This is a genomic window from Streptosporangium heterodermiicola, assembly GCF_051390675.1.
GTDB lineage: Bacteria > Actinomycetota > Actinomycetes > Streptosporangiales > Streptosporangiaceae > Streptosporangium.
The window spans coordinates 26,358-53,268 of sequence record NZ_JBPJSR010000026.1 but is presented as its reverse complement, the minus strand read 5'-3'; the positions used below and the strand labels follow the sequence as shown (position 1 = coordinate 53,268).

The window sequence follows — 26,911 nt, the reverse complement described above, 5'->3', positions numbered from 1 at the left end:
ATCCCCGGTCATCGACGGACCTACTTACGCAGGTCGCAGGGATGATTTGCGACTCAGTTTGCCGATTCGAGAAGTTGTATTGATCGCCAGCGGAGGATGACGCGCTGGTACATGGCGAACGCCAGTTCTTCCTCGCCTTTTTCCAGACCTGTCAGCGCCGCGGCGAGCTCCGCCACGGATTCGTCGGCCTGGAGTGTCTCGTCGTCCATGAGGTTGACGATGCCGCCGTAGTCGAGCTCGACCAGCGAGTGCGGGTGGAACTCCTCCAGCCAGCGCGCCACGTCCTCGACCTCGGCGGTGACCGAGACCTCGCCCACCTGCCTCCTGATGATCTGCAGGGCACGGGCGCTGCGGCGCCTGGCGTGGGCCATGGACGTGACGTAGATCAGGTTGCGCGTGGTGGTCGTGCCCCCCTTGCTCTCGTCGCCGTCGATGACCAGCCAGCGCTCGTTGCCGTCGAAGGGGACGAACCACGAGGTCGGAACGTGCCAGGTGGAGCCGCGGATGTGCGTGCGCAGCGCGGCGGAGTCGGTGCGGCGCTTGAACCGGTCGAAGTCGTCGGCCGTCTGCGCCGCGACGGCGGGCGGGACGAAACGCTCCATCAGCTTGGGCGGGGTCGACCCGCGGAAGCGCGAGAAGGCGAGCCAGGACCTCAGCCTGCTCTGCCACGGGCAGACGTACAGGACCTCCTCCACGCGCCTCAGATAGGCGTTGGGGCTCTCCTGGGCGGGTGCCGGGGCCGGTGGCACCCCCAGGAGGCGTCGCACCGCCTCACCGTGTTCGGCGTGGAGGGCGCTCGCTCGGCGCGGTCGGTCGGCCGCCTCGGCGTAGGCGGCCCACGAGACGCGCTCCGCCGGGGCGAACGCGACCAGCGGTTCGTAGACGCGGAGGTACGCGGCATAGGGCAGCACGACCGCATCGTGTCACGAAGGACCGGCCGTTGTCCGTAGCGGACCGGCTTCCACGGCGGTCGTCTCGGTCATTGAGATGGGACGTTCTCGCACGTCGTGCCTTTACGGACATGTGGTTACGCTGAGGGTGATCTCCGCCGCGACGGTGCGGCGGGAACGGACGACTGGGAGTCACCACAGTGACCGACGTCTTCGGGCTGTCCCACAAGGACGCGGGCCCGGCAACCGGCCAGGCGAGGCACGAGCAGGTCGTCTTCTGCTCAGACGAGCGCAGCGGCCTCCACGCGATCATCGCCATCCACAACACCGCCCTGGGCCCCGGCCTGGGCGGCACCAGGTTCTATCCCTACGAGAGCGAGCAGGCCGCGCTGGCCGACGTGCTCAACCTCTCCCGGGCGATGGCCTACAAGAACGCCCTGGCGGGGCTCGACCTCGGTGGCGGCAAGGCCGTCATCATCGGCGACCCGGCGAAGGACAAGAGCGAGGCGCTGCTGCGCGCCTACGGCAGGTTTGTCCAGTCGCTCGGGGGCCGCTACTACACGGCGTGCGACGTGGGCACCTACAGCGAGGACATGGACATCGTGGCCCGCGAGTGCTCCTACGTGACCGGCCGCACGCTGGCCAACGGCGGGGCCGGCGACTCGTCGATCCTGACCGCCCTCGGCGTGTTCCAGGGCATGCGCGCCGCCGCCGAGCACGCGTACGGGACGCCGACGCTGCGCGGCAGGCGCGTCGGGGTCGAGGGCGTGGGCAAGGTCGGCCACCGCCTGGTCGGCCATCTGATCGAGGACGGCGCGGAGGTCGTGGTCTGCGACGTGAGCGAGCGGGCCGTGGAGCGGCTGCGGCGGATCCACCCCCGGGTCGAGGTCGTCGCCGACCGGCTGGAGCTCACCGCCGCCGACCTCGACGTCTACGCGCCGTGCGCCCTCGGCGGGGCGCTGGACGACGAGACGGTGGCACGCCTGCGCGCCACGATCGTCTGCGGCGGGGCCAACAACCAGCTGGGCCACCCCGGCGTGGAGAAGCAGCTCGCCGACCGGGGGATCCTCTACGCGCCCGACTACGTGGTCAACTCGGGCGGCGTCATCCAGGTCGCCGACGAGATCAGGGGATTCAACATGGAGCGGGCCCAGGCAAAGGCCATCCAGATCTACGACACGACTCTCAAGATCTTCTCCAGTGCGGCGGAGGATGGCGTCCCTCCGGCGGTCGCAGCCGATAGGCTGGCTGAGCGCAGAATGTCGGAAGTCGGGCGAATTAGGGGCATTTGGCTGGGCCACTAGCCCCACACGCCCATACGACGTACCGAGCCGGGCGTAAAACGGGTACGGTTGTAGGCGAACGAGAGCTGACGCCTAAGTCAGGTGGCGTCAGTGCGTGGTGCGTTAGCGACGAGGGGTCGGGCACGACCCCACACGAGGGGGTCGAGCCAATGGGGCGCGGCCGAGCAAAGGCCAAGCAGGTCAAGGTTGCTCGCCAGCTGAAGTACAACAGCGGTGGCACTGATCTTGAGCGTCTGCGCGACGAGCTCGGAGTCAGAGACGACTCCAACCACAATGACGACTCCAACGACGCCTACGACGAGCTGGCGGATCGGTACGCCGATTACGCCGATGACTTCGGCTCCGGAGATGACCGCGACGACGGGACATCCGGCCGCCGCTAGGCGGATTTCAGGTTGACGATGAGCAGGGCACCCGGTGGTGAGCACAAGCCACCGGGTGTTCTTCTCGCTACGAGTCGACAATATGCGGCGCTCCGGTGGTCCGGAGCGCTTTTCGCCGTACCCGCCACGGATCCGGTGCTTCCACCCGGCCGGTGATCAAAAGCGCTTCCACGGTGTTCCGGCCCGGCCGGTCATAAGATCACCCGACTGGTCACGAGACACGGCCCGGCCGGTGATCGAGAGCGCCTCCACGGTGCTCCCGACCGGCCGATGACACGATCCGGCGCCTGCGCCCCCGGCCGGTGTCACCGGCCGGGGGAGCGGAACGACGGGGTCGCCTCCGGCGGGAAGCGCGTGGATCAGCGGAAACGTGCCAGGCCCGAGCCCTCGACGACCTCGCCGAGCACCCAGGCGGGAAGGCCGCGCTCCCCGAGCAGCGCCAGGGCCGGGTCCACGGCCTCGGCGGGGACGACCGCGGCCATGCCCACCCCCAGGTTGAACGTCCGGTCCATGTCGGCCTGGGCCACCCCGCCGTGCCCCGCGAGCACCTCGAAGACGGCGGGCGGGGTCCACGACGAGCGGTCGAGCAGCGCGTCCAGGCCGGGAGGCAGCGAACGGGCCAGGTTGCCCGCCAGGCCGCCGCCGGTGATGTGGGCGTACGCGTGGACGTCGACCGCGCGGGCCAGCTCCAGGCAGTCGAGGGAGTAGATCCTGGTCGGCTCCAGCAGCTCCTCGCCCAGCGTCCGCCCCAGCTCGGGCAGCTCGGCCTCCAGGGAGAGCCCGGCCCGGTCGACGATGTGCCTGACCAGCGAGTAACCGTTGGAGTGCACGCCCGAGGAGGCCAGCGCGAGGACCACGTCGCCCGCGCGGACCCGGTCGCGGCCGAGCATCCTGTCGGCCTCCACCACGCCGGTGGCGGCGCCCGCGAGGTCGTACTCGCCGGCGTCCATCGCCCCGGGGTGCTCGGCGGTCTCCCCGCCGATGAGGGCGCAGCCCGCGAGGCGGCAGCCCTCGGCGACGCCGCCCACGATCTCGGCGATCCGCTCGGGGACCACCTTGCCGCAGGCGATGTAGTCGGTCATGAACAGCGGCTCGGCGCCGCAGACCACCAGGTCGTCGACGACCATGCCGACCAGGTCGATCCCGATCGTGTCGTGCTTGTCGAGCCGCTGGGCCAGCATGACCTTGGTGCCGACGCCGTCGGTCGACGTGGTGAGCAGCGGCCGGCGGTACGACAGCAGGGCCGAGGCGTCGAAGAGGCCGGCGAAGCCGCTGGCGTCGTCCACGACCTCGGGCCTGCGCGCCCGCGCGACCTTCGACCTCATCAGCTCGACGGCGCGCTCGCCCGCGTCGATGTCCACTCCGGCGGCCGCGTAGCTGGTCATGAAGCCTCTCTCCGCGCGCCCGGCCCGCTCAACGCTTGGCCTCAAGCACGTACTTGCCAACGTTGTCCTGGTCGATCGGGATCGGGTAGTCGCCGTCGAAGCAGGCACGGCAGAGCCGGTCGGCGGGGATCGTGGTGGCCTCGGTCAGGCCCTCCAGCGAGATGTATCCGAGCGAGTCGGCGCCGAGCGAGGCGCGGATCTCCTCCACGCTGAGCGAACCGGCGATCAGCTCGGCCCGGGTGGCGAAGTCGATGCCGTAGAAGCACGGCCAGCTGACCGGCGGGGAGGAGATCCTGACGTGGACCTCCCTGGCGCCCGCCTCTCGCAACATCTTGACGATCGCCCGCTGCGTGTTGCCCCGCACGATCGAGTCGTCCACGACCACCAGGCGCTTGCCCGCGACGACCTCCTTCAGCGGGTTGAGCTTCAGCCGGATGCCCAGCTGGCGGATCGTCTGGGACGGCTGGATGAAGGTCCGGCCCACGTAGGAATTCTTGACGAGACCTTGACCGTAGGGGATCCCGCTCTCCTCGGCGTAGCCGACGGCGGCGGGGGTGCCCGACTCGGGGGTCGGGATGACCAGGTCGGCCTCGACCGGGTGCTCGCGGGCCAGCACGCGGCCGACCTCGACGCGCGTGGTCTGCACGCCGCGCCCGGCGATCGTGGTGTCGGGGCGGGCCAGGTAGACGTACTCGAACAGGCAGCCCTTGGGCTCGGCGAGCGCGAACCTGCGCGAGCGCACGCCGCGCTCGTCGATGGTGATCAGCTCGCCCGGCTCGATCTCGCGGACGAACGTGGCGCCCACGATGTCGAGCGCCGCGGTCTCCGAGGCGACCACCCAGCCGCGCTCCAGGCGTCCCAGGACCAGCGGGCGGACGCCCTGCGGGTCGCGGGCCGCGTAAAGGGTCTTCTCGTCCATGAAGACGAGCGAGTAGGCGCCCCTGACCTGCGGGAGCAGCTCGGCGGCCGCGTCGTCGATGGGCTGGCCGCGGTCCTGGGCCAGCAGCGTCGTCAGCACCTCGGTGTCGGTGGTGGCCCGGGTGGAACCGGGGGCCAGGCGCTTGGACAGCTCGGGGGTGTTGATCAGATTGCCGTTGTGGGCGAGCGCGAGCCCGCCGGACTCGGTCGAGCTCAGCGTCGGCTGCGCGTTCTCCCAGACGCTCGATCCGGTCGTCGAGTAGCGGCAGTGGCCGATCGCCAGGTGGCCGCGGAGGGTCCCGAGCACGGACTCGTCGAAGACCTGGGCCACCAGGCCCATGTCCTTGTAGACGAGGATCCTGCTGCCTTCGCTGACCGCGATGCCCGCGGACTCCTGACCGCGGTGCTGTAACGCGTACAGCCCGTAGTAGGTGAGTTTGGAGACTTCCTCCCCGGGGGCCCACACCCCGAAGACGCCACATGCGTCCTTCGGAGGCCGGTCGCGGGGGTCAAGGTCATGGCTCAGATGGCCGTCGCCCTTCAGCACATGCTTCATTCTAGGTCGGCTTCTTCCCTGCTCGCACCCCGGGTCCGTTCCGTGCCATGTCGCACCCTGACCGAACGATCATCGGTGTTTTGCCGTGTCAGCCTGTTTCGCCGACGGCTGACAGGGGAGTGTGAGATATCCGGCATGCCCGAGCGTCGGGAGAAGAGACGTGACAACACCTGTGGACCCGAACCAGCCCGACCCGCGACGAGTGCCGCGGGACAGGCGCCCAGAGCAGGAAGGACAGGAAGGGTCCGGCTCGGAGGAGCCGCCGGGCACCTCCGAGGCCGAGGAGGCGGCCGTCCCCGGCGAGCACGAACCCGCCGTCCCCGAAACGGCCGCCTGGCCCGTCCCGCCCTCGAACGAGCCGCCCACGTGGCGGCAGCCCCCCGCTCCGGCGGGAGAGCCCACCGGGTGGACCGAGATCCCCGGCCGGGCCGAGCCGGCGGGCCAGGAGTCCGGGGAGAGCGCCGTGTGGGGGTCGGGGGCGTCGACACCCCCGACGCCACAGCCACCCCCGGAGCCGTCGACCCCGGAGCCGTGGAAGGAGCCGGATCCCGAGGCGCCCGTGCCCGATCCCGGTGAGGCCCCGACCTGGCCGCCGTCCTCGATTCCCGCCGAGCCACGGGTCCCGCCGCACCCGGACACGCCGTCCGCGCCGGAGGTGCCCGCGCCCGACCAGGCGGGCGGCCGGTACACCGCGCCGGAGTACTCGGGCTACCCGGGGTACGAGGGGTCGGCCGGGGGACGGGCGCAGGGGGCACCGGGCGGCCCGCCGTCCGAGGGGACACCCGGCGAGAGGACCGAGGCGACCCCCGGGGAGAGGACCGGGGGAGCGGCCGAGGGGATCCGCGAGGGAACGCCTGAGGGGATCCGGGAGAGAGCGGCCGAGGGGACTCGTCAGGGAGTGCCTGAGGGGACTCGTGAGGGAGCGGCCGAGGGGCAGCCCCACACGGTGCCGGGTACCACGCCGTCCACCTACCCCGGCTGGGAGAGCGCCTCGGAGACCTCCGGCGGGTCCGGCCGTCCCGGGACGGACGATCCCGGGACGCCGGCCGCCCCCACCCCGCCCTCGCGGTACGAGCAGCCGTCGTCCGCCGAGGAACCGGCGGCCTCGCAGCGGCCCGCCGGGTCCGCCGGAGCCGCCGGAGCCGCCGGGCTGGCCGGGGCCGCCGGTGGTTTCCAGGCGGACCGGCCACCGGCTCCGGGCACCCCGGGAGCGTCCCAGCCCGACTATCCACAGCAAACCGGTCAGCACGGTTACGGGGGGCCGGGCTACGGGGAGCGGCCCACGTACGGGGAGGCGCGGCAGGCTGGGCAGCCCTACGGCGGTGCCGGCGTGCGGCCGTCAGCCGCGGCCGATCCCTCCCAGCAGCTCCAGGGCGGCACACCGTACCCGGCCCCTCCCGGCGGCTATCCGCACGCCGCGCCCTACCCCGCGTACCCGGATGAGGGGCGCAGGTCGGGTGGAGGGCTGGGCACCGCCGCGCTCGTGCTCGGGATCGTCGCGATCGTGTCGCTCGTCATCTGCGGCCTCGGCGTGCTGGTGGCGATCGTCGGCCTGATCGTCGGCATCGTCGCGCTCGCCAAGAAGTCCAGGCCGGGCCGGGCCTGGGTGGGGATCGCGCTGAGCCTTCTCACCCTGGTGGTCGCCGCGGTGTTCCTGAGCTGGATCTACAGCAAGGTCGGCGACTGCGTCAACCTGCCCCCCGAGCTGCAGCGGCGCTGCATCGAGGACAGGTTCGGCGTCCAGGTGCCGACCCCGTAACGGAGGGCGTGGCTCACGACCCGCCCGGGGCGGCTATCGGAGGGGAAGGTGGCCGGACAGGTCGGCGCGGGCCCCGCTCGCCGCGATCTTTCCGGCGGCCGTGGCCTCGGACCAGGTCAGCGCGCCGGTGGCGAGCTCCAGCCAGGTGCGCGCGTCGGTCTCCACCACGTTGGGCGGGGTACCCCGGGTGTGGCGGGGGCCCTCGACGCACTGCACCGCCGCGTAGGGAGGGACCCGGACCTCGACGGTCCGGCCCGGCGCGGCCGTCGCCAGCTCGTCCAGCAGGTGCCGTACGGCGAAGCGGGTGATCTCCCGTTCCGGGCGGATCCCCCGCTCGAAGGCTCGCAGCACCACGCTCACGCAGGCGCCCAGCAGTGCCGTGAGCCCCCCGGGTCCGTCGTACGGCGGCTCGTCGAGAGCGCTCAGCTGGGTGTCGAGGGCGGCGCGGACCTTGGTCGCGTCGGGCTTGTGAGGTGGCACGCGGTCCATCATGCCCGCCGGAGCCGTGTCCGGGGACAGGCGCCGTACCCGTGCGCCCGCCGGAGCCGTGTCCGGGGACAGGGGCCGTACCCGTGCGCCCGCCGGAGCCGCGTCCGGGGACAGGGGCCGTACCCGTGCGCCCGCCGGAGCCGCGTCCCGGGACAGTGTCCTGCCTGACGCCCGCCGGGGCTCTCCCGGGAGACAGCGCCCCCGACGCCCTCCGGAACCCCTCCCCGGGGGCGACGCGCCCCCCATCCGGATGATCTGTTCCGGCAAACGGTTCATCAGCTGGGCAAACGTCGTTCACCTCGGGTTCGGCCGGCCCGCGTAGCCTCCGGGCCGGAAGACCTCGCCCCTTTTTGGAGGACCCTGTGGCGAACATGTCGCCGCGCCGACTGCTCCCCCTGCTCACGAGCCCTCACAAGGGTGGACGCAGCGCGCTCACCTGCCGGTTCCGCTGCGGTGACCAGTGCGCCCACGATGTTACGAACACCAGCGACAACACCTACTTCGGCGACGTGGTCGCCGAGGCGATGACCCGTCGCGGCCTGCTGCGCGCCGGTGCCCTGGGCGCCGTCGTCGCCGGGGTCGGGATCGGTACGGCGGTCCCCGCCCTCGCCGACCCGGACGTGGACGCGAAGACCTTCGGGGGAGGCCACGGGAACGGGCACGGAAACGGGCACGGCCAGAAGAACGGCCTTCGCTTCACCGCCATCGCGCCGAACACCGACGACAAGGTGACGGTCCCCTCGGGCTACCTGTCGGCGGCCGTGGTGCGCTGGGGCGACCCGGTGCTGCCCGGCGCCCCCGCGTTCGACTTCGAGAACCAGACGGCCGCCGCGCAGGCGAAGCAGTTCGGCTACAACTGCGACTACGTCACCCTCTTCCCCATGGGGCAGAACCGGGGTCTGCTCTGGGTCAACCACGAGTACACCGACGAGAACCTGATGTTCCGCGGTTACACGGACGGCACCTCCGCGACGGAGGAGCAGATCAAGATCGGGATGGCCGCGCACGGCGGTTCGGTGGTCGAGATCGAGCGGGTGGGCGGGTCCGGCCAGTGGAAGCTGGTCACCCGGGGCCCCCGCCGTTACAACCGCCGCGTCACGGTGCACACCCGCATGAGGTTCACCGGCCCGGCGGCAGGCAGCGCGCTGCTGAGGACCGCCGCCGACCCCAAGGGCACCACGCCGGTCGGCATGCTGAACAACTGCGCGGGCGGCACCACGCCGTGGGGCACGGTGCTCAGCGGCGAGGAGAACTTCAACCAGTACTTCGTCAACGGCAACGGCGTGCCCGAGGCCCAGAAGCCGTACCTCACCCGTTACGGGGTGAACGCCACCACGGGCATCCCGAGCGGCAACCGCAGGTTCGACCGCGTCGACGAGCGTTTCGACCTGGCCAAGCACCCGAACGAGGTCAACCGCACCGGCTGGATCGTGGAGATCGACCCGTTCGACCCCGACTCCACCCCGATCAAGCGCACCGCCCTGGGCAGGCTGGCCCACGAGGGCGCGACCACCTCCCTGGCCGCCGACGGCCGGGTGGTGGCCTACATGGGCGACGACTCCCGGTTCGAGTACGTCTACAAGTTCGTCTCCCGGCAGCGCTACATCCGGGGCTTCGACCGGCACAACCGGACCCTGCTGGACGACGGCACGCTGTACGTGGCCAAGTTCACCGGCGACAGCCCGGCCACCGAGATCGACGGCACCGGCAAGCTCCCCGCCGACGGGCTGTTCGACGGCTCGGGCGAGTGGATCCCGCTGGTCACCGGCAAGATCTCGCACGTTCCCGGGATGACGGCCGCCGAGGTGCTCGTCTACACCCGTACGGCGGCCGACAAGGTCGGGGCGACCAAGATGGACCGTCCCGAGGACGTGGAGCGAAACCCCGTCACCGGCGGTATCTACGTGGCCCTGACCAACAACACCAACCGGACCCCGGCCCAGGTGGACGAGGCCAACCCGCGCCCGGCCAACAAGCACGGCCACGTCCTGGAGATCGTCGAGCGGCGCAACGACGCCGGGGCCACGACCTTCGCCTGGTCCCTGCCCCTGGTCTGCGGAGACCCGAACGACCCGGCGACCTACTTCGCCGGGTTCGACAAGACCAAGGTCTCGGCGATCTCCTGCCCGGACAACGTCGCCTTCGACGCCGACGGCAACCTCTGGATCTCCACCGACGGCAGCCAGCTCGGCGCCCACGACGGCCTGTTCGCCATGCCGGTACGCGGTCCCGAGCGCGGCTACCTGAAGCAGTTCCTGAGCGTGCCGGTCGGCGCGGAGACCTGCGGCCCGCTGGTCAGCGAGGACCAGCGCAGCGTCTTCGTGGCCGTGCAGCACCCCGGTGAGACCACCGGCGCCACCCCCGAGGCCCCCACCAGCCACTGGCCCGACGGCGGAACCTCCCAGCCCCGTCCGTCCGTCGTGGTCGCCTGGCACGCGAGGGGCGGCAAGATCGGCTCCTGATCCGGCCCCGGTCCACCGGTTCCCGACCCGGCCGCCGGCTCGCGTCCGCGTACCGGCCACGGTTCACGTACCGGTCACCACCGGTTACCGGCCTCGTCCGTCCGGACTCCGGCCCGCGCCCGCTCGGGGGACGCGGGCCGGGGCCGGACCCGGCCCGCGTCCCCCGAGCGGCACCGGCCCGCCTCCCGCTCATGGGGGCGCGGGCCGGTGCCGTTCCGCGTTCGGGGGACCCTTAGCCCACCGGCACGGGAGGACGTTCCTCGGCGGCCAACGGAGGCTCGGCGGCCCGGGAGGCCCGCAGCGACAGCAGGCTCACCGGCACGCCCACCAGCACGATGGCCGCGGCGACGACCAGCGTGTACCGGTACGCGTCCAGGAAGGCGGTCAGCTGCCCCGCGCCCTCCGCCAGGAGTGAGGACTGCCGCGCGCCGAGGATCGCCCCCAGGACCGTGATGCCGAGCAGGCCGAAGACCTCGCGCGAGACGTTCAGCACGCCCGAGGCGACCCCCGTCCTGCCCGCGGGGAGCGCGCCGAGGATCGCCGTGGTGAGCGGCACCAGCATGCCGCCGCCCACCCCGTAGACCAGGAACCACGGCAGCAGGTCGCCGAACGACCCGCCCTCCCCGATGAACGAGATCCCGAACACCGACACGGCCATCAGCAGGAGCCCGGCCGCCACGGTCCGCGCGGTGCCCAGGGCCTTGTCCAGCCTCGGGGCGAGGGTGGCGGTGACGGCCATCACCAGCGCCATCGGCACGAACGCCGACCCGGCCTCGATCGGCGAGAAGCCAAGGGCGTTCTGCAAATACAGCGCGGTGAAGAAGTAGATGCCGAACACCCCGAAGGACCACAGGCCCATCGACAGCGCGCCCCCGCTGAACACCCGCGACCGGAACAGCGACAGGTCGATCATCGGCTCCCGGCTCCGGCGCTCGATCGTGACGAAGGCGAGCGCCGACACGGCCGCGATCCCGAAGGCGCCCAGGATCTCCGGGGAGGTCCATCCGGCCCCCGCGCCCTCGATGAGCGCGTACGTCAGCGCGAACAGCGTCAGGCTCGACGTCACCAGGCCCGGGACGTCGAGGCCGCGCCGTACCGTCTCCCGGGGGGTCGTCCCGATCGCCCAGAGTCCGAGGCCGAGCGTCACGATCCCGATCGGCACGTTGATCAGGTAGATCCAGCCCCAGTGCCAGCGCTCGCTGATCAACCCGCCGGTCAGCGGCCCGAGGGCGAGGGCGAGCGCGCCGACCGCGCTCCACAGGCCGACCGCCGTCGCGCGCTCCCTGGCGTCGGGGAAGACCGAGGTTAGCAGGGCCAGCGCCGTCGGGGTGAGGAACGCCGCCCCCACGCCCTGCACCGCCCGGGTGGCGATCAGCACGCCGCCGTCGGTGGCCATCCCGGCCGCGAACGACGCCGCGGTGAACACGACCAGGCCGATCAGGAAGACGCGCCGCCGCCCGAAGACGTCGGCCAGGCGCCCGCCGACGAGCATCAGCCCGGCGAACACCAGGATGTAGCCGCTCACGATCCATTCCAGCCCGGAGATGCTCAGCCCGAGGTCGCGCTGGATCGTGGGCAGTGCCACGTTCACCACGTTGTTGTCGAGATATGTCATGAAGGTGGCCAGCGAGATCGCTCCCAGTGCCCACCACCTGCGGGTGTCCGTCATTCCCCGTCCTCTACGTTGTACTTATACGGCGTACATGTACGGTGCACAGTGGAACCCGTACGGCGTATAGTTGTCAAGCGTGATGGGGAAACTGACCCGCGAGGTGGTCGTCGAGCAGGCGCTGGAGATCGGCGACGCCGAGGGGCTGGCGGCGGTGACCATCCGGAGGCTCGCCCAGGAGCTGGGCGTCACCCCGATGGCGCTCTACTGGCACTTCAAGAACAAGGAGCAGCTGACCGCCGGCATGGCGGGCCACCTGATCGAGGGCTTCGTGATCGAGGGGGGCTACACGGGCCCGTGGCAGGAGGGGCTCCGCGAGCTCGTTGCGGGCCTGGTGAGGGTGCTGCGGCGCCACCCGTGCGCGACGGACGTGCTGGGCGCGGTGGACCACATAGAGGTGCCCGCCTACCTGGCGGTCTGGGACACGGCCCTCGGTCTCGCCAAGCGCGGCGGGTTCTCCGGCGACGAGAGCTGCATGATCTCCCAGTACCTGCTCAGCGGCGCGATCGCGCTGGCGGCGGGTCCGAGGAAGCACTGCCCTCCCGGGCTCTCCGAGCAGGAGGCGGCCGAGCGGACGCGCCTCAAGCGGCTCAGGCTCCAGTCGCTGCCGCCGGACGTCTACCCGCACATCGTGGAGATGGCCGTGCCCCTCTCCGAGGGCAGCGCCCCCGGCCTCTACGACAGCTTCGGCGTCGACCTCCTCATGGCCGGCGTCGAGGCGCTCTCGGCGCGCTCAGGAGGACGCTGACTCCGTGCGCCCGGAGCGGCGGGGGCGGGCCAGGGCGGCCGTCAGGGCGCCCGTGAGCGCGACGGCGAACAGGACGGCGTAGGTCCGCTGGAAGCCGGTCATCAGATGCTCGACGGCGACGGGGGAGACGCGTGACAGCGTGCCCGCGTACACCTGCCCGCGCAGTTCGGCGCTGACCGAGCTGGTCAGGACGCTGAGCGTGAGGGCGACGCTCAGCACGATCCCGACGTTCATGATCATGAGCCGGAAGCCGTTCACCACGCCCAGGCTCCCGGCGGGCAGGGCGGACATGACCTGGGTCGTGTTGCCGGTCATGAAGGTGCCGCTGCCGCAGCCGCACAGGAACAGGCCCGCCGCGATGATCCAGTACGGCGTGACGGGGTCGGTGTTCAGGAGCAGAACGCCCAGCCCGGTCGTGCTCATCAGGGCGCCGCCCACCGACAGCGCGTACGGCCTGACGCGGCGGCCGAGGGCGCCCGCGACGGGGGAGGCGAGGGCCATGCCGATCGGAACGGGGAGCACGCCCAGGGCCGCGGTGACGGCGTCGACGCCCCTGGCGGCCTGGAAGTAGAGGGCGACCAGCAGGATCAGCGCGGAGCGCGCCATCGCGTTGCAGAAGGAGGCGAAATTGGCGAAGGCCAGCATGCGCTCGCCGAACAGCCGCAGGTCGAGTACGGGGTGCGAGGCCCGGCGCTCCACCACGACCAGTACCGGCACCAGCACCGCCGCGATCGCCGCGCCGACGATCACCACGGGGCTCGACAGGCCGCGCGAGCCCGCCTCGGAGAGCGCGATCAGCGCGGCGGAGAGGGCGGCGAACACGACCAGGTTGCCGAGCGCGTCCACCGGCCGGCGCGCTCCCCGCGAGACGCGGCGCAGCGTGAACGCGCCCCAGGTGAGGGCGATCAACCCCGCGGGCACGTTCATCCAGAAGATCCACTGCCAGCCGGCCGTCTCGGCGACGAGGCCGCCCAGGGTGGGACCGGCGAGCTGGGCGACCGAGAGGGTGCCGATGTAGACGCCCATGCCCTGGCTGAGCCGGTCGGGAGGGAAGGCGTCGGTGATGATCACGGTTCCGTTGGCGAGGACCATCGCGGCGCCGACCGCCTGCACCGCGCGCATCGCGATCAGGAACCAGATCCCCGGCGAGAGCCCGGCCAGCAGCGAACCGACGACGAACAGGACGAACCCCGCCAGATAGATCTCCCGGCGGCCGAGCAGGTCGGCCACCCGGCCGAAGAACACCAGCGTCGCGGTGTTGACGAGCAGGAAGGCGAGCAGGACCCAACCCGCGGAGAACGCGTCCGCGTGGAAGTGCCTGACCACGGTGGGAAGCGCCACGTTCAGGGTGCTGCCGGAGATGCCGATCATGACCAGCCCGAGGCTGGTGACCGAGCAGACCCGCCACGCGTAGCGGAGTTTTGATAGGTATTCGGGGGATCCAGGCAGGTCTTGGGGGATTGCGACCATGACTCCCAGTCTGACGGACGTTGTACGTCGACCGCGGTCCAGCCGTGTCCCGAAGCCTCACCCCGAAGCCGCGTCCCGAGGGCGTGCCCTCGCGGGCGGGCACGCCCCTCCTCCGGCCCACACGACAGGTCGTACGACGGTCACAAGACAGGTCGTACGACGGTCGTACGACAGGTCGTGCGGCGAGTCATGCGGCGAGTTGTGCGGCGCGCCCTCAGCGGGCCCGTTTGCGCAGGCCCTCCATGTCGTGGATGATCACGCGGCGCCGGCCCGTCTCGATCAGCCCGCGGTCGCGCAGGGAGCGCAGCGCCTTGCTGACCGCCTCGCGGGAGGCCCCGGTCCAGCCGGCCAGCTCGTCCTGGGAGAGGGGCAGCGCCACCCGCACCCCGCCGTTGTCCGGCTCGCCGTACCGCTCGGCCAGCTCGACCAGCCGGGTGGCCACCCGGCCCGTGGTGTCGAACGCGCCGTACTCGATGCGCTTGCGGTCGGAGTCGCGCATCTTGCCGGTCACCATCTGCATCAGCAGTACGGCGACTCTCCCATTGGCCTGCAGGTACGAGGAGAAGTCGCGGACCGTGATCCCTTCCACCGGTTCGAGGGCGGTGACCGTGGCGGACCTGGGCAGCCCGTCGATCGCCGCGAACTCGCCGAGCAGCGCCCCGGGCCCTCGCACCGCGAGGACCACCTCGGTGCCGGCCGCGGTGTGCGAGGACACCTTGACGCGGCCCGAGGTGAGGATGAGCACCCAGTCGCTCACGTCACCCTCGGTGAACATCGTCGCGCCCCTGTCCCAGCGCCGGGGTCGCCCGGCGGCGTACAGGGCCTTTACCTCGTCTTCCGTGAGCAATGTAATGAATTCGCCCGGTTCGGGGGAAGAAGTCATAACCACCTCCTGGCGATCTCGATTGTGTTCGTGCGGCTCCCGTGGCGAAAGGTACTTTTACGAGAGTCCAGACAGCACGTAGGCATGGACGGGTTGTTCCCTACCCTTGAGGTTGAGCCGACCCAGGGACCGGGTCTTGGCCTGGGGGCCGATCAGGTCGAGGGTGGTCTGGCCGATCACGACGCTGCCGGGCTCCGCGATTCCCTCAAGCCGGGCGGCCACGTTGACGCAGTCGCCCATCGCGTTGAACCCGCGCAGCTCAGGGCTGCCGATGTTTCCGACGAGCGCCTCACCGGTGTTGACGCCAATCCTGAAGCGAGGATATCCAGGCATTCCCGCCGCGATCTCCTCGGCCGCCTCCTGCATCGCCAGACCGGCCCGCACCGCGGCGAGGGCGTGGTCCTCCTGCCTGGCGGGGGCGTTGAACAGCGCGAGCAGCGCGTCGCCCACGAACTGCACGATCGTGCCGCCGTTGCCGAGCACGATGGGCACGGCCGCGGTGTGGTAGCGGTTCAGCATCTCGACGATCTCCCCGGGCGCCACCCGCTCGGAGAAGCTCGTGAAGCCCTTCAGGTCGGCGAAGAGCGCGGTCAGCTCCACCAGCTCGCCGCCGAGCGCGGCGGTCTGCGGGTCGGCGAGCAGCGACTGGGCCACGTCCGGCGACATGTACTGCCGGAAGAGGGTCTCCAGCTCGCTGTAGAGCCGGGCGTTCTCCAGGGAGATGGACATCTGCCCGGCCAGCGTGGCGGCGAGCGCCTCGTCCTGCGGGGTCCTGCCGATCGGCACCTCCAGCGCCCCGGCGAGCCTGCCCTTCACCGTCAGCGGGTGCAGGACCTTGCCCTCCAGGCGGATCGGCTGGTCCTCGGGGAAGTCGTGCTGGCCGTACTCCCTGGAGTTGACGGTGACCCGGCCGTTGTCGACGAGCTTGATCCGGACGTCCCCGTACGCCTGCCGCACGCGGTCGAGGCCCTGGGCCAGCATCTCCTTCTCCGGCAGGCCCACGCGGGCCTGCCTGCCGATGTCGACCAGCGCCGCGAGCCGGTCGCTCAGCTCCCGCTCGTTGGCCAGCGCCTCGCCCGCCCGGTCGAGCACCGCCACCTGCGAGTCGGTGAGCCCGAACTTGCCCGCCAGCCTGTTCGCGATCGGGACCCTGCTCTCCTCCCTGCGCCGCAGGTGGCCGACGAGCTCCTCCAGGGCGGCCTCGTAGTCGGCCCTGATCCTGCGGACCGTCGCCGACAGCGCCACCGAGTCGAACAGCCCCGCGCTCGTGCCCTCCCGCCGGAACTGCAGGTAGGCGCTGTAGGCGACGAAGACGAACGCCGTGGTCAGCAGCACGTGCCACAGCCACCACGACAGGTGCCAGTTGCGGTGGGACAACCCGGCGATCAGCGCCTCGGCGAGCAGGGCGTACGCGGTGACCAGGCTGATCAGCACGACCGCCGGGCGCCTGCGGTGCAGCTGGAACATCATCGCCGACGCCGCCGTGAACAGGGCCACCCCGGCCCACTCCAGGCCGCCCAGGCCGATCCCCTCGGGCCCGTTGGGCGGTGAACCGCTGAGCGGGGTGAGGTCCGGCCACAGGCAGGCCACCCCCCACAGGGTGATCAGGAGCGCGAGACCGCCGCGCAGCCACATCTGGTTCCTCAGCACGGCCTCGGCCGCCCGCTCGCCCAGGGGCAGGGCCGACGCGAACGCGAACACCGAGGCCACGAGGAGACCGACCGGGTGCGAGAGGTCGAAGCCGTAACTCGTCTTGTCGAGGATGACCCCCGGCGTGGTCAGCCCGTGCACCAGGAACGATCCCGCGCCGCTCAGGAAGACCAGCGAGACCAGCAGGAGGCGGGCGTCCGCCCGGCGGGCCGACGCCTCGCCGACCATGAGGCCCAGGACCAGGTTGATCCCGGCCACGGTGATGATCAGCCAGAAATGGCTGGGATTGTCCTGCAACACGATGTTCAGGTCTGGTTCGGCCAGCAGGAGCCAGAGGCCGAGCAGCGGCATCGCCAGATGCAGGACCCACACCACGGTGCGGATCGGCTGGGTCGCCGGTGGCAGGTACGGTTCCCGTCGGGCCCGGTCCTCGGTGACCGCGTCTGTCGGGTTGATGGTCGGCACGGTGGCCTCCGCGTCTGGAGAACCTTCTCGGTTCCCTGTCTTGTTCGTCCACGCCCAGCGGGCGGGTTCCCCCGAACGGGTCCGATTATCCCGTACGGGGCGGGTGCCGGCAGGCGAGTTAACCGCTGGCTTCCGACACCGAAGTGTGATGTCTCAGGTGCCAACCGGTGGAACGGTCGAAACGTGTACTACGTGTATCACTCCCATCACACCAGGCTCTGGTGTCGCAGAAAGGAAGCCCAGTGGCTATCACGTTGCCGGGTGGACGAACGCTCGCCGCAGTGACCGTCGGCGTGCTCGTTGGGACGTTGTTCACCGCGAGCGGCAGCGCTGTCGCGTCGTCGGCGGGGGCGGAGATCCACGCGTGCGTCCACAAGCAGACGCGCTACACCCGGATCGTCAACGCGACGGCCAGGTGCAGGCCGACCGAGATCCGGGTCAGGTGGGGGCAGACGACCCAGGGCCAGCAGGGGATCGCCACCGCCGGGCCGCAGGGTCCGCGAGGCGCGCAGGGCCTCAAGGGTGACGCCGGACCGCAGGGCCCGGAGGGTCAGCGGGGCCTCAGGGGGGCCACCGGACCGCAGGGAGCCAAGGGCGAGGCCGGTCCGCAGGGGCCCAAGGGAGCCGACGGCGACAAGGGCGCCACCGGCCCGCAGGGTCCGAAGGGCGACGACGGCCCGCAGGGTCCCAAGGGCGAGGCGGGCAACAACGGCGCCCCCGGCGAGAAGGGCGCGGCGGGTCCGGCCGGTCCCAAGGGCGACGACGGCAAGCCGGGTGCCCCCGGTCTCAAGGGGACCGACGGCAAGCCCGGCAGGGACGGCGACGACGGCAGAAACGGCAGGGACGGCGACGACGGCAAGAGCGCCTACGAGGTCTGGCTCGAACTGCCGGGCAACAGGGGCAAGTCCAAGGCGGAGTTCATCGCGTCGCTGAAGGGCCCCAAGGGCGACCCCGGCACGCCGGGGTCGGGCGGCGGCTCCGGAACTCCCAGCGTCACCACCGTCACCGCGTCGTTCAACTTCGGCCACTCGGGCGGCAGCCAGAGCGTGAGCTGTGGTTCGGGCAAGGTCGCCACGGGCGGCGGCTTCAGCAGCGGCGGCTCTTCCGGTCAGATCAACACGAGCGCGCCCACCGGCACCCCGCCGACCGGCTGGACCGTGAGTGGCAAGAGCACCGGCGGCACCGTCTACGCGATCTGCATGTAGTCCTGACCCCGGGCCGGGCAGGGAACGCCGAACACGAGATCGGGAGAAGGCGTTCCCGCCGGTCACGGGGGCAACGGCAAGACCCAGGGCGTCGTGTACGTGATCCGCGCGGCCGCCTGATCGTTCGACCCTTTCACGGGAACGCGACGGGCGGGCGGCGCGGTGGGGACCCACCGTCCTCGCCGCGCCGTCCCCCGGCGCCGACCGTGTGATCCATATAGACGGGCCAGGCCCTTCACCGGCACATGACGGTGAAGGGCCTGGCCCACAAAAACGCCTCATCCGGGAAACGGTCAGCTGTCAGCGGTCAGCCGAAGATGCCCGGCAGGGTGGCAGTGTGGGTCTCCCTGAGCTCGGTGACCGGGATGTCCAGGACGCCCGCCACGTTCAGGGATCCGCCGCCGGTGGTGCCCAGGCCGTAGCAGGGCACCTCGCGGGCCGCGCACAGCTCCGCGAGGGCGTCGAACGACTCCGGCGCGACGGTCACCAGCGCGCGGGCCGACGACTCGCTGAACAGGTCGACGAACGCGTCGTCACCCGTCAGGGAGACCTCGCAGCCGACGCCCTGGGCGACGCAGGCCTCGGCGAGGGCGATGGCCAGCCCGCCGTCCGACAGGTCGTGGGAACCGGTCAGCAGCCCCCGCGAGGCGGCCTCGGCCAGCACGAGGGCCAGGTCGCGCTCCGACTCCAGCCGCGCCACGGGCGGCAGGCCGCCGAGGTGGCCGTGGGCCACGTGCGCCCACTCCGAGCCGCCGAACTCCTCCTCGGTCTCGCCGAGCAGGACGATCCTGTCGCCGTCGCCGGTGAAGCCGGTCCGTACGCGCGTGGCCACGTCGTCGATGACGCCCAGCACGCCGACGACCGGCGTCGGGTGGATCGGGACGGATCCCGTCTGGTTGTAGAACGAGACGTTGCCGCCGGTCACCGGGACGCCGAGGGTCCTGCAGGCGTCGGCGAGGCCGCGCACGGCCTCGGCGAACTGCCACATGACCTCGGGGTCCTCGGGGGAGCCGAAGTTGAGGCAGTTGGTCACCGCCAGCGGCGTCGCACCGGTCACGGCCACGTTCCGGTACGCCTCGGCGAGGGCGAGCTGGGCCCCCGCGTACGGGTCGAGGCGGGCGTAGCGGCCGTTGCCGTCGGTGGCCAGCGCGATTCCCCTGGTCGTCTCCTCGGCGCCGGGCATGGCCTCGCTGACGCGCAGCACGCCCGCGTCGGAGGGCTGGGCCAGCACGGTGTTGCCGCGGACGTACCGGTCGTACTGGGAGGTGACCCACTCCTTGGACGCCAGGTTCGGTGAGCCGAGGAGCTCAAGCAGCGCCGCGCGCAGGTCGGCGGGGCGGTCGAGGCGGCCGGGGTCGTCGCCGTTCAGCGCGACCTGTCCGGCGGGCTCGTGGAACGGCCGCTCGTAGACCGGGCCCTCGTCGGCCGCTGTGCCCGGCGGGATGTCGACGATGGTCTCGCCGTGCCAGGTCATCACGAGGCGGTTGGAGTCGGTGACCTCGCCGATCACGGTCGCGGGGATGTCCCACTTCGCGCAGATCGCCATGAAGGCGTCGATGTCGTCGGGGGTGACGACCGCCATCATGCGCTCCTGCGACTCGCTCATCAGGATCTCCTCGGGCCGCAGCGACGGATCGCGCAGCGGGACGAGGTCGAGCCTGACGTCCATGCCGCCGGTGCCCTTGGCCGCGAGCTCGGTGGTCGCGCAGGAGACCCCGGCGGCGCCGAGGTCCTGGATGCCGACGACCACGTCCGCCTGGTACAGCTCCAGGCAGCACTCGATCAGCAGCTTCTCCATGAAGGGGTCGCCGACCTGGACGCTGGGGCGCTTGGCCTGCGACTCGTCCTCGAAGGTGGCCGAGGCGAGCACGGAGGCGCCGCCGATGCCGTCGGGGCCGGTGAGGGCGCCGAACAGGACGACCTTGTTGCCCGGTCCCGGGGCCACCGCGAGCTTGATCTGGTCCTTGCGCAGCAGGCCCACGCACAGGGCGTTGACCAGCGGGTTGCCGATGTAGCAGGGGTCGAAGACGACCTCGCCGCCGATGTTGGGCAGCCCCAGGCAGTTGCCGTAGTGGCTGATGCCCTCGACCACGCCGGGCAGCACCCGCCGGGTGTCGTGGGCGTCGGCCGCGCCGAAGCGGAGCGCGTCCATCACCGCGATCGGCCGGGCGCCCATCGACATGATGTCGCGGACGATGCCGCCGACGCCGGTCGCCGCGCCCTGGTGGGGCTCGACGTAGGACGGGTGGTTGTGCGACTCGATCTTGAAGGTGGCGGCCCAGCCGTCGCCGATGTCGACGACCCCGGCGTTCTCCCCCATGCCGACGAGCAGCGCCTCCGATTCGGGAGCCTTGGTGCCGAACTGGCGCAGGTGCACCTTGGACGACTTGTAGGAGCAGTGCTCGCTCCACATGACGCTGTAGATGGCCAGCTCGGAGCCGGTGGGACGGCGGCCGAGGATCTGGCGGACCCGCTCGTACTCGTCGATCTTCATGCCCAGCTCGGCGTACGGCTGGCGCTCGTCGGGGGTGTCCTCGGCCCGCTTGACGGTGTCGAGACTCATGCGTTCACCAGCTTCTTCAGGATGGAGGAGAAGAAGGCGCGCCCATCCGTGCCCGGGGCGCCGGTGAGGTCCTCGACGGCGTGCTCGGGGTGCGGCATGAGGCCGACGACGTTCCCGGCCTCGTTGCGGATGCCCGCGATGTCGCTCAGGGAGCCGTTGGGGTTGCCGCCCGCGTACCGGAAGACGACCTGGCCGCCCGCCTCCAGCGCGCCCAGGGTCGCCTCGTCGGCGACGTAGCGGCCCTCGCCGTGCTTGACCGGCAGCACGATCTCCTGGCCCTCGGTGAAGTCGGAGGTCCAGGGGGTCGCGGTGTTCTCGACCCGGATGCCCTGGTCGCGGCAGATGTAGTGCAGCCCGGCGTTGCGCATCAGCGCCCCGGGCAGCAGGTGGGCCTCGCAGAGGATCTGGAAGCCGTTGCAGGTGCCGAGCACCGGCAGCCCGGCTCCGGCGGCGGGGATCAGCTCCTCCATCAGCGGCGCGAACCTGGAGATGGCCCCGCAGCGCAGGTAGTCTCCGTAGGAGAACCCGCCCGGCAGGAAGACCGCGTCCACCCCCTTGAGATCGGGGTCCGCGTGCCACAGCGGGACGGCTTCGCCACCCGCGTGGCGCACGGCGCGAGCCGCGTCCTGATCGTCAAGAGTCCCGGGAAAAGTGACCACGCCCACGCGGGCAGCACTCATGACAGCGTTCCCCTCCACACACGAGCGCCGCGCCGGCGTCTCACACACTCGGACGTCGGTCTGCGGCGGTGCTCCCAGGCTATCCGCTCCCGGCGAGCGGTCAGGCGCGGAGTGTCCGATCGCACAGTTCAGCGGGCGACGGCCGGTGACGGGCGCTCCCGTCGCGGCACGGGGCACGGGGGAGCCGGTCCCGTTCGGGCCGGGGGCGAGGCGGGGGCCGAAAAGGCCACGTCGGCCGGGGTTCGTGGCTCTGGGACGCCGGGTTTGTATGGCTTTATACGGCCGCCAGCACCCGGCCACGGGAGTAGGCGGCGTCGTCGTCCCAGTCGAGGTGCTTGCGCAGGTGCACGACGGTGCCCCGGCCGGGGGTGATGTCGAAGGAGATCTCGTCCACCACGGCCTGCATGATCAGCAGGCCCCTGCCGTTCTCGGCGTCGGTCGGCGGGTAGTGCTCGGGCACCCGGACGAGGCCCTGGCCACGGTCGATGATGCGGACGTCGCAGCGGCCGTGGCCGATGGCGGTCTCGACCTCGTAGCGGTTGGCCGGACCCCCGTGCCGCACGGCGTTGGCGCACGCCTCGGTCACCGCCAGCAGGATGTCGGCGACGCACTCCTCCGTGACTCCGAGCGAGTGCAGGGAGTCACCGAGCGCCCTGCGGACCATCGGAATACCGACGGCCTGTCGCGGCAGAGCCAGCGAGAACTCCATGTCCACCGGTTTCCTCCCGGGGTCAGATGTCACCTCGTGAAGGCTTCCCTGCAGAATCCGGGCTAACCGCAAAATAACCGTAATGTTATTGACTGGTGGTCAAGCCGTGGGATTGCTCCGCCCACAAAGTCGGACATAGCCGGATCTGGGCGGTTGGTCGCCGAGGGGTGACGGCCTAGGACTCGACGGTGACGGTGTAGTCCTCGATCACCGTGTTGGCGAGCAGGGTCTCGGCCATTTTTCGGACGTCCGCAAGTGCCGCCTCGTCGGCGGGCCCTTCGAGCTCCACCTCGAACCGCTTGCCCTGCCGTACCGCTGAGACACCGGAGAAGCCGAGCCGCGGCAGTGCTCGGGCGATCGCCTGCCCCTGCGCGTCGAGAATCTCGGGCTTCAGCATGACGTCGACGATGACGCGCGCCACGGTGTTCCTCCTGGTTGAGACGGGGACGGTCCGGCGCCTCAAGAGTAACGGGCTCCGGCCGCGCTCCGGCGGGGGGGCCGCATCCGGGTCCGGCCCGGGTTGGCGCCGCGCCGTGCGGACGAAACGGGCGGGTGAAAGGGAACACGCGGGGAACGGGGAGCATATGGACGCCGAGGCAGGTCTTGCGCACATGTATGTGACCTCTGCCACGATGGCCACAAGCGCGGGCGAACCACCACCAGACGGGTCGAACGCGTCGCGAATCGGCCGGACCACGGTGGAGAACCCATCCAGACGGCCCCGAGCACACAGGAGCGGCACGTGACAGCCGACGCCTCTCGTGGTGCGGAAGCACCTCCGGAGCTCATCCAGCTGCTGACCCCCGAGGGAGAACGGGTCGAGCACCCCGACTACGACATAGACCTGACGCCCGAGGAGATCCGCGGGCTCTACCGGGACCTGGTCATGGTCCGACGCGTCGACCTGGAGGCCGTGGCCCTGCAACGCCAGGGCGAGCTGGGCCTCTGGGCCTCGCTGCTCGGCCAGGAGGCCGCGCAGATCGGCTCCGGCCGGGCGCTGACCGAGGCGGACATGGCGTTCCCGACCTACCGCGAGCACGGCGTGGCCTGGTGCAGGGGGGTAGACCCGGTCAACCTCCTCGGCCTGTTCCGCGGCGTCAACCACGGGGGCTGGGACCCCGCCGAGCACAACTTCCACCTCTACACCATCGTGATCGGCAGCCAGACCCTGCACGCGGTCGGCTACGCCATGGGCATCCAGCGCGACGGCGCCGAGGCCGCCAGCATCGTCTACTTCGGCGACGGCGCCACCTCCCAGGGCGACGTGAACGAGTCGTTCATCTGGGCGTCGGTGTTCAACGCGCCGGTGGTGTTCTTCTGCCAGAACAACCAGTGGGCCATCTCCGAGCCGCTGGAGAAGCAGTCGCGCATCCCGCTGTACCGCAGGGCCAGCGGGTTCGGGTTCCCCGGCGTCCGGGTCGACGGCAACGACGTCTTCGCCTGCCTGGCCGTCACCCGCAAGGCGCTGGCCGACGCCAGGTCCGGGCAGGGGCCCATGCTGATCGAGGCCTTCACCTACCGGATGGGCGCCCACACGACCTCGGACGACCCGACCCGCTACCGGGTGGCCGCCGAGCTGGAGGCGTGGAAGCTCAAGGACCCGATCGAGCGGGTCAGGGCCTACATGTTCAAGAACCAGATCGCCGACCAGGAGTTCTTCGACGCGGTCGACGCCGAGGCGGACGAGCTGGGAAGGGACGTCCGCAAACGCTGCCTCGAACTGCCCGACCCCGAGCCGCTGGCCATCTTCGACAACGTCTACGCCGAGCGGCACTCGCTGATCGACGCCGAGCGTGCCGAGTTCGCCACCTACCTGGAGGGGTTCGAGGCATGAGCATTCTCACGATGGCCAAGGCGCTCAACGAGGGCATGCGCAAGGCCATGGAGGACGACCCCAAGGTCCTCGTCATGGGTGAGGACGTCGGCAAGCTCGGCGGGGTGTTCCGGGTGACGGACGGCCTGCAGAAGGACTTCGGCGAGCAGCGGGTCATCGACACCCCGCTCGCCGAGTCGGGCATCGTCGGGACGGCGATCGGCCTGGCGCTGCGCGGCTACCGGCCGGTCTGCGAGATCCAGTTCGACGGGTTCGTCTTCCCCGCGGCCGACCAGATCATCACGCAGCTCGCCAAGATGCCGCTGCGCTCGCTGGGCAAGCTGAAACTGCCGGTCGTCATCCGGATCCCGTGCGGCGGCGGCATCGGCGCGGTGGAGCACCACAGCGAGTCGCCCGAGGCCTACTTCACCCACACGGCGGGCCTGCGCGTCGTGGCCTGCTCCAACCCGGCCGACGCCTACACCATGATCCAGCAGGCGATCCGCTGCGACGACCCGGTGATCTTCTTCGAGCCCAAGCGGCGCTACTGGGAGAAGGCCGAGGTGGACGTCGACTCCTCGGGCTGGACCCCCTTCGACGAGGCCAGGGTGGTGCGGCCGGGGACGGACCTCACCCTGCTCGCGTACGGGCCGATGGTGAAGACCTGCCTGGAGGCCGCGAAGGCGGCCGAGGACGACGGCCGCTCCCTGGAGGTCGTGGACCTGCGCTCGCTCAACCCGCTCGACACCGCGAGGATCGTGGAGTCGGTGCGCCGGACCGGGCGATGCGTCGTGGTGCACGAGGCGCCGGTCTTCAACGGCTTCGGCGGCGAGATCGCCGCCCGCGTCACCGAGGAGTGCTTCTACAACCTGGAGGCCCCGGTCCTGAGGACCGGCGGGCCCTCCACCCCCTACCCTCCTTCGCGGCTGGAGGACCACTACCTGCCCGACCTGGACCGGGTCCTGCACGCCGTCGACCGCGCGTTCGCGTTCTGAGGAAGGGCTGGAGATGAAGGAGTTCAAGCTTCCCGACGTGGGAGAGGGCCTGACCGAGGCGGAGATCGTCCGCTGGCACGTGAAGACCGGGGACCCGGTCAAGGTCAACCAGATCATCGTGGAGATCGAGACCGCCAAGGCCGTCGTCGAGCTCCCCTGCCCGTTCGAGGGCGTGGTCGCCGCCCTGATGGCGGACGAGGGCGAGGTCGTGGACGTCGGCAGGCCGATCATCTCGGTGGACGACGGCACCGGCCCCCCTCCGGCCCCGGCTCCCGCCGCGGACCCGGCGGCTGATCGGACGGCCGGGACGGCTGATCGGGCGGAGGCCCTGGCCGACGACATGGTGCCGACCCCGCCGGCCGAGGTCCGGCAGCCGGTGCTGGTGGGCTACGGCGTCAAACCGGGCACCGCCAAGCGCCGTCCCCGCAAACCGTCCTCTCCCGCAGATGTGTCCGGTACGTCCGATGTGTCCGGTACGCCTTCCGAGGTGGCGCGGCCCGGCGCGGGGACGTCTGACGCGCCCGCGGCGCGGGCCCCCGAGGCGGCCCCGGCCATCTCGTCCACGGCGTCGTCCACGGCGTCGTCCACGGCTCCGCTCACGTCTGAGGTCTTGTCGCCGGGGAGGGGCGCTGTTCTGGCGAAGCCCCCGGTGCGGAAGCTCGCCAAGGACCTGGGGGTCGACCTGACCTCCCTCCTGGGGAGCGGCCCGCACGGGTCGATCACCAGGGACGACGTCCAGGCCGCGCTCGCCGCCCCCGCCCAGGGGAACGACGTCCAGGCCGCGCCCGCCCGGCCGCGCGGAGCGGCCGTGACGTGGGAGGGCGAGGACGAGGAGCGGATCCCGGTCAAGGGGGTCCGGAAGGCGACCGCGCAGGCCATGGTCGCGTCCGCGTTCACCGCGCCGCACGTGACGGAGTTCCTCCAGGTGGACGTGACGGCGACCATGGAGGCGGTCCAGCGCCTGCGCGGGCTGCCCGACTTCGCCGGGGTCAAGGTCTCCCCGCTGCTCATGGTCGCCAAGGCGGTGCTCGTCGCCGCCCGCCGCTACCCGATGATCAACTCCGCCTGGGACGAGGCCCGCCAGGAGATCGTGGTCAAGCACCGCGTCAACCTGGGCATCGCCGCGGCCACCCCCCGCGGCCTGCTCGTCCCCAACGTCAAGGACGCCCACCGCCTGTCGCTGCCCGACCTGGCCGGTGCCCTCGGAGTCCTCGCCGAGACCGCGAGGGCGGGCCGCACCCAGCCCGCCGACATGGCCGGGGGCACGATCACGATCACCAACGTGGGCGTCTTCGGGGTCGACGCGGGTACCCCGATCCTCAACCCGGGCGAGTCCGCGATCCTGGCGTTCGGCCAGGTAAGGGACCTGCCATGGGTGGTGGACGGGCAGGTCGTGCCGCGCGGGGTCTGCACGCTCGCCCTCTCGTTCGACCACCGGGTGGTGGACGGGGAGCTGGGCTCGCTCTTCCTCCGCGACGTCGGCGCCATGCTTGAGGACCCGCTCCGCATGCTCGCCTGGGGCTGACCCCACGACACCCACGGGTCCGCCCCCTCCGGAGGGGGCGGACCCGTGGACGGTTCGCGGGTCGGTGGGTTCCTGGGGACGTCAGGGAAGCGGGCGGTTGCCGGGGCGGTGGGTTCCTGGGGACGTCAGGGAAGCGGGCGGTTGCCGGGGCGGTGGGTTCCTGGGGACGTCAGGGAAGCGGGCGGTTCGCCGGGCGACGGGCTCCTGTGGAGGCCGGGGAAGCGGACGGCTCGGGGAGTAGTGCCCGCCGGTCCCGTGGACGGCCTGGGTGCGGGTGGACGGTCACCGGGCGGCTTTTCCCGTCCGAGGATTGGCGCGTCCCCCTCCGTACCCGTCGGGAAGGTGGGGATGGGGGCCTTCCGATATACCTCTGAGTGCCTGCCCGACATT

21 protein-coding genes are annotated in these 26,911 nt (G+C 71.4%); 9 read left to right on the top strand and 12 right to left on the bottom strand.

Features of this window, described 5'->3' with window-relative positions:
* Positions 1-53 precede the first annotated feature (53 nt).
* Complete coding sequence (locus ACSC1Q_RS36865) at positions 54-911, bottom strand: DUF8083 family protein (RefSeq protein ID WP_436763356.1); 858 nt, start codon at positions 909-911, stop codon at positions 54-56.
* Between the two features lie 179 nt (positions 912-1,090).
* Here ACSC1Q_RS36865 and ACSC1Q_RS36860 point away from each other — a divergent pair, with 179 nt between their 5' ends.
* Positions 1,091-2,194, top strand: a complete 1,104-nt coding sequence (locus ACSC1Q_RS36860; protein WP_436763355.1) for a Leu/Phe/Val dehydrogenase — start codon at positions 1,091-1,093, stop codon at positions 2,192-2,194.
* A 149-nt stretch (positions 2,195-2,343) separates the two neighbouring features.
* Entirely contained in the window at positions 2,344-2,577 is a 234-nt protein-coding gene (locus tag ACSC1Q_RS36855; protein WP_344747622.1) for a DUF3073 domain-containing protein, read from the top strand.
* A gap of 359 nt (positions 2,578-2,936) precedes the next feature.
* On the opposite strand, the gene purM is transcribed toward ACSC1Q_RS36855, so the two are convergent.
* Both purM and purF read right to left on the bottom strand, forming a co-directional pair.
* Positions 2,937-3,962: a phosphoribosylformylglycinamidine cyclo-ligase gene (purM, locus tag ACSC1Q_RS36850; RefSeq protein ID WP_436763354.1), complete on the bottom strand. Its 1,026-nt coding sequence runs from the start codon at positions 3,960-3,962 to the stop codon at positions 2,937-2,939.
* A 28-nt stretch (positions 3,963-3,990) separates the two neighbouring features.
* Positions 3,991-5,436: an amidophosphoribosyltransferase gene (purF, locus tag ACSC1Q_RS36845; RefSeq protein WP_436763353.1), complete on the bottom strand. Its 1,446-nt coding sequence runs from the start codon at positions 5,434-5,436 to the stop codon at positions 3,991-3,993.
* Between the two features lie 160 nt (positions 5,437-5,596).
* Between purF and ACSC1Q_RS36840 the strand changes: the two genes are divergently transcribed.
* Positions 5,597-7,195, top strand: coding sequence for a DUF4190 domain-containing protein (locus ACSC1Q_RS36840; protein ID WP_436763352.1), 1,599 nt, complete (start codon positions 5,597-5,599; stop codon positions 7,193-7,195).
* A gap of 33 nt (positions 7,196-7,228) precedes the next feature.
* Here the strand turns inward: ACSC1Q_RS36840 and ACSC1Q_RS36835 are convergent, their stop codons facing one another.
* Positions 7,229-7,684 carry a sterol carrier family protein gene (locus tag ACSC1Q_RS36835; RefSeq protein ID WP_436763351.1) on the bottom strand — a complete coding sequence of 152 codons (456 nt, stop codon included), beginning with the start codon at positions 7,682-7,684 and terminating at the stop codon, positions 7,229-7,231.
* A gap of 371 nt (positions 7,685-8,055) precedes the next feature.
* On the opposite strand from ACSC1Q_RS36835, the gene ACSC1Q_RS36830 reads away from it, so the two are divergent.
* Complete coding sequence (locus tag ACSC1Q_RS36830) at positions 8,056-10,146, top strand: PhoX family protein (RefSeq protein WP_436763406.1); 2,091 nt, start codon at positions 8,056-8,058, stop codon at positions 10,144-10,146.
* 232 nt (positions 10,147-10,378) lie between these two features.
* Here ACSC1Q_RS36830 and ACSC1Q_RS36825 read toward each other — a convergent pair whose 3' ends face one another.
* The gene (locus ACSC1Q_RS36825) at positions 10,379-11,815 is read right to left on the bottom strand and encodes an MFS transporter (RefSeq protein ID WP_436763350.1); all 1,437 of its coding nucleotides are present in this window, start codon (positions 11,813-11,815) and stop codon (positions 10,379-10,381) included.
* 82 nt (positions 11,816-11,897) lie between these two features.
* Between ACSC1Q_RS36825 and ACSC1Q_RS36820 the strand changes: the two genes are divergently transcribed.
* Complete coding sequence (locus ACSC1Q_RS36820; protein ID WP_436763405.1) at positions 11,898-12,563, top strand: TetR/AcrR family transcriptional regulator; 666 nt, start codon at positions 11,898-11,900, stop codon at positions 12,561-12,563.
* Here ACSC1Q_RS36820 and ACSC1Q_RS36815 read toward each other — a convergent pair.
* The 3 genes from ACSC1Q_RS36815 to ACSC1Q_RS36805 form a co-directional block, all read right to left on the bottom strand.
* Positions 12,549-14,033, bottom strand: coding sequence for an MFS transporter (locus ACSC1Q_RS36815; protein WP_436763349.1), 1,485 nt, complete (start codon positions 14,031-14,033; stop codon positions 12,549-12,551). The two genes, ACSC1Q_RS36820 and ACSC1Q_RS36815, sit on opposite strands and share 15 nt — an antisense overlap.
* A 214-nt stretch (positions 14,034-14,247) precedes the next feature.
* Positions 14,248-14,880, bottom strand: a complete 633-nt coding sequence (locus tag ACSC1Q_RS36810; RefSeq protein WP_436763348.1) for a Crp/Fnr family transcriptional regulator — start codon at positions 14,878-14,880, stop codon at positions 14,248-14,250.
* A 93-nt stretch (positions 14,881-14,973) separates the two neighbouring features.
* The gene (locus ACSC1Q_RS36805; protein WP_436763347.1) at positions 14,974-17,031 is read right to left on the bottom strand and encodes an adenylate/guanylate cyclase domain-containing protein; all 2,058 of its coding nucleotides are present in this window, start codon (positions 17,029-17,031) and stop codon (positions 14,974-14,976) included.
* Between the two features lie 242 nt (positions 17,032-17,273).
* Here ACSC1Q_RS36805 and ACSC1Q_RS36800 point away from each other — a divergent pair, with 242 nt between their 5' ends.
* Complete coding sequence (locus ACSC1Q_RS36800) at positions 17,274-18,236, top strand: collagen-like domain-containing protein (RefSeq protein WP_436763346.1); 963 nt, start codon at positions 17,274-17,276, stop codon at positions 18,234-18,236.
* Positions 18,237-18,543: 307 nt separating this feature from the next.
* Here the strand turns inward: ACSC1Q_RS36800 and purL are convergent, their stop codons facing one another.
* The 4 genes from purL to purS form a co-directional block, all read right to left on the bottom strand.
* The gene (gene purL / locus ACSC1Q_RS36795; RefSeq protein ID WP_436763345.1) at positions 18,544-20,799 is read right to left on the bottom strand and encodes a phosphoribosylformylglycinamidine synthase subunit PurL; all 2,256 of its coding nucleotides are present in this window, start codon (positions 20,797-20,799) and stop codon (positions 18,544-18,546) included.
* Positions 20,796-21,479, bottom strand: coding sequence for a phosphoribosylformylglycinamidine synthase subunit PurQ (gene purQ, locus ACSC1Q_RS36790; protein ID WP_436763344.1), 684 nt, complete (start codon positions 21,477-21,479; stop codon positions 20,796-20,798). The genes purL and purQ overlap by 4 nt, the downstream gene beginning before the upstream one ends.
* A gap of 274 nt (positions 21,480-21,753) precedes the next feature.
* A complete protein-coding gene (locus tag ACSC1Q_RS36785; RefSeq protein ID WP_436763343.1) occupies positions 21,754-22,188 on the bottom strand; it encodes an ATP-binding protein in 435 nt (144 codons plus the stop codon).
* A 175-nt stretch (positions 22,189-22,363) separates the two neighbouring features.
* A complete protein-coding gene (gene purS, locus ACSC1Q_RS36780) occupies positions 22,364-22,609 on the bottom strand; it encodes a phosphoribosylformylglycinamidine synthase subunit PurS (protein WP_329087025.1) in 246 nt (81 codons plus the stop codon).
* Between the two features lie 321 nt (positions 22,610-22,930).
* Here purS and pdhA point away from each other — a divergent pair, with 321 nt between their 5' ends.
* Genes pdhA through ACSC1Q_RS36765 form a run of 3 tightly spaced genes read left to right on the top strand, consistent with a single transcriptional unit; the run spans position 22,931 to position 26,521 of the window.
* Positions 22,931-24,022: a pyruvate dehydrogenase (acetyl-transferring) E1 component subunit alpha gene (gene pdhA, locus ACSC1Q_RS36775; RefSeq protein WP_344747633.1), complete on the top strand. Its 1,092-nt coding sequence runs from the start codon at positions 22,931-22,933 to the stop codon at positions 24,020-24,022.
* Positions 24,019-24,996 carry an alpha-ketoacid dehydrogenase subunit beta gene (locus ACSC1Q_RS36770; protein WP_436763342.1) on the top strand — a complete coding sequence of 326 codons (978 nt, stop codon included), beginning with the start codon at positions 24,019-24,021 and terminating at the stop codon, positions 24,994-24,996. The genes pdhA and ACSC1Q_RS36770 overlap by 4 nt, the downstream gene beginning before the upstream one ends.
* 13 nt (positions 24,997-25,009) lie before the next feature.
* Entirely contained in the window at positions 25,010-26,521 is a 1,512-nt protein-coding gene (locus tag ACSC1Q_RS36765) for a dihydrolipoamide acetyltransferase family protein (protein ID WP_436763341.1), read from the top strand.
* Positions 26,522-26,911 lie beyond the last annotated feature (390 nt).

Bases quoted from the DNA above. Each gene is read 5' to 3' on its own strand.
- ACSC1Q_RS36855 (WP_344747622.1), top strand. From the start codon at position 2,344: ATGGGGCGCGGCCGAGCAAAGGCCAAGCAGGTCAAGGTTGCTCGCCAG.
- purM (WP_436763354.1), bottom strand. From the start codon at position 3,962: ATGACCAGCTACGCGGCCGCCGGAGTGGACATCGACGCGGGCGAGCGC.
- purF (WP_436763353.1), bottom strand. From the start codon at position 5,436: ATGAAGCATGTGCTGAAGGGCGACGGCCATCTGAGCCATGACCTTGAC.
- ACSC1Q_RS36835 (WP_436763351.1), bottom strand. From the start codon at position 7,684: ATGGACCGCGTGCCACCTCACAAGCCCGACGCGACCAAGGTCCGCGCC.
- ACSC1Q_RS36830 (WP_436763406.1), top strand. From the start codon at position 8,056: ATGTCGCCGCGCCGACTGCTCCCCCTGCTCACGAGCCCTCACAAGGGT.
- ACSC1Q_RS36825 (WP_436763350.1), bottom strand. From the start codon at position 11,815: ATGACGGACACCCGCAGGTGGTGGGCACTGGGAGCGATCTCGCTGGCC.
- ACSC1Q_RS36820 (WP_436763405.1), top strand. From the start codon at position 11,898: ATGGGGAAACTGACCCGCGAGGTGGTCGTCGAGCAGGCGCTGGAGATC.
- ACSC1Q_RS36815 (WP_436763349.1), bottom strand. From the start codon at position 14,033: ATGGTCGCAATCCCCCAAGACCTGCCTGGATCCCCCGAATACCTATCA.
- purL (WP_436763345.1), bottom strand. From the start codon at position 20,799: ATGAGTCTCGACACCGTCAAGCGGGCCGAGGACACCCCCGACGAGCGC.
- purQ (WP_436763344.1), bottom strand. From the start codon at position 21,479: ATGAGTGCTGCCCGCGTGGGCGTGGTCACTTTTCCCGGGACTCTTGAC.
- ACSC1Q_RS36785 (WP_436763343.1), bottom strand. From the start codon at position 22,188: ATGGAGTTCTCGCTGGCTCTGCCGCGACAGGCCGTCGGTATTCCGATG.
- ACSC1Q_RS36770 (WP_436763342.1), top strand. From the start codon at position 24,019: ATGAGCATTCTCACGATGGCCAAGGCGCTCAACGAGGGCATGCGCAAG.
- ACSC1Q_RS36765 (WP_436763341.1), top strand. From the start codon at position 25,010: ATGAAGGAGTTCAAGCTTCCCGACGTGGGAGAGGGCCTGACCGAGGCG.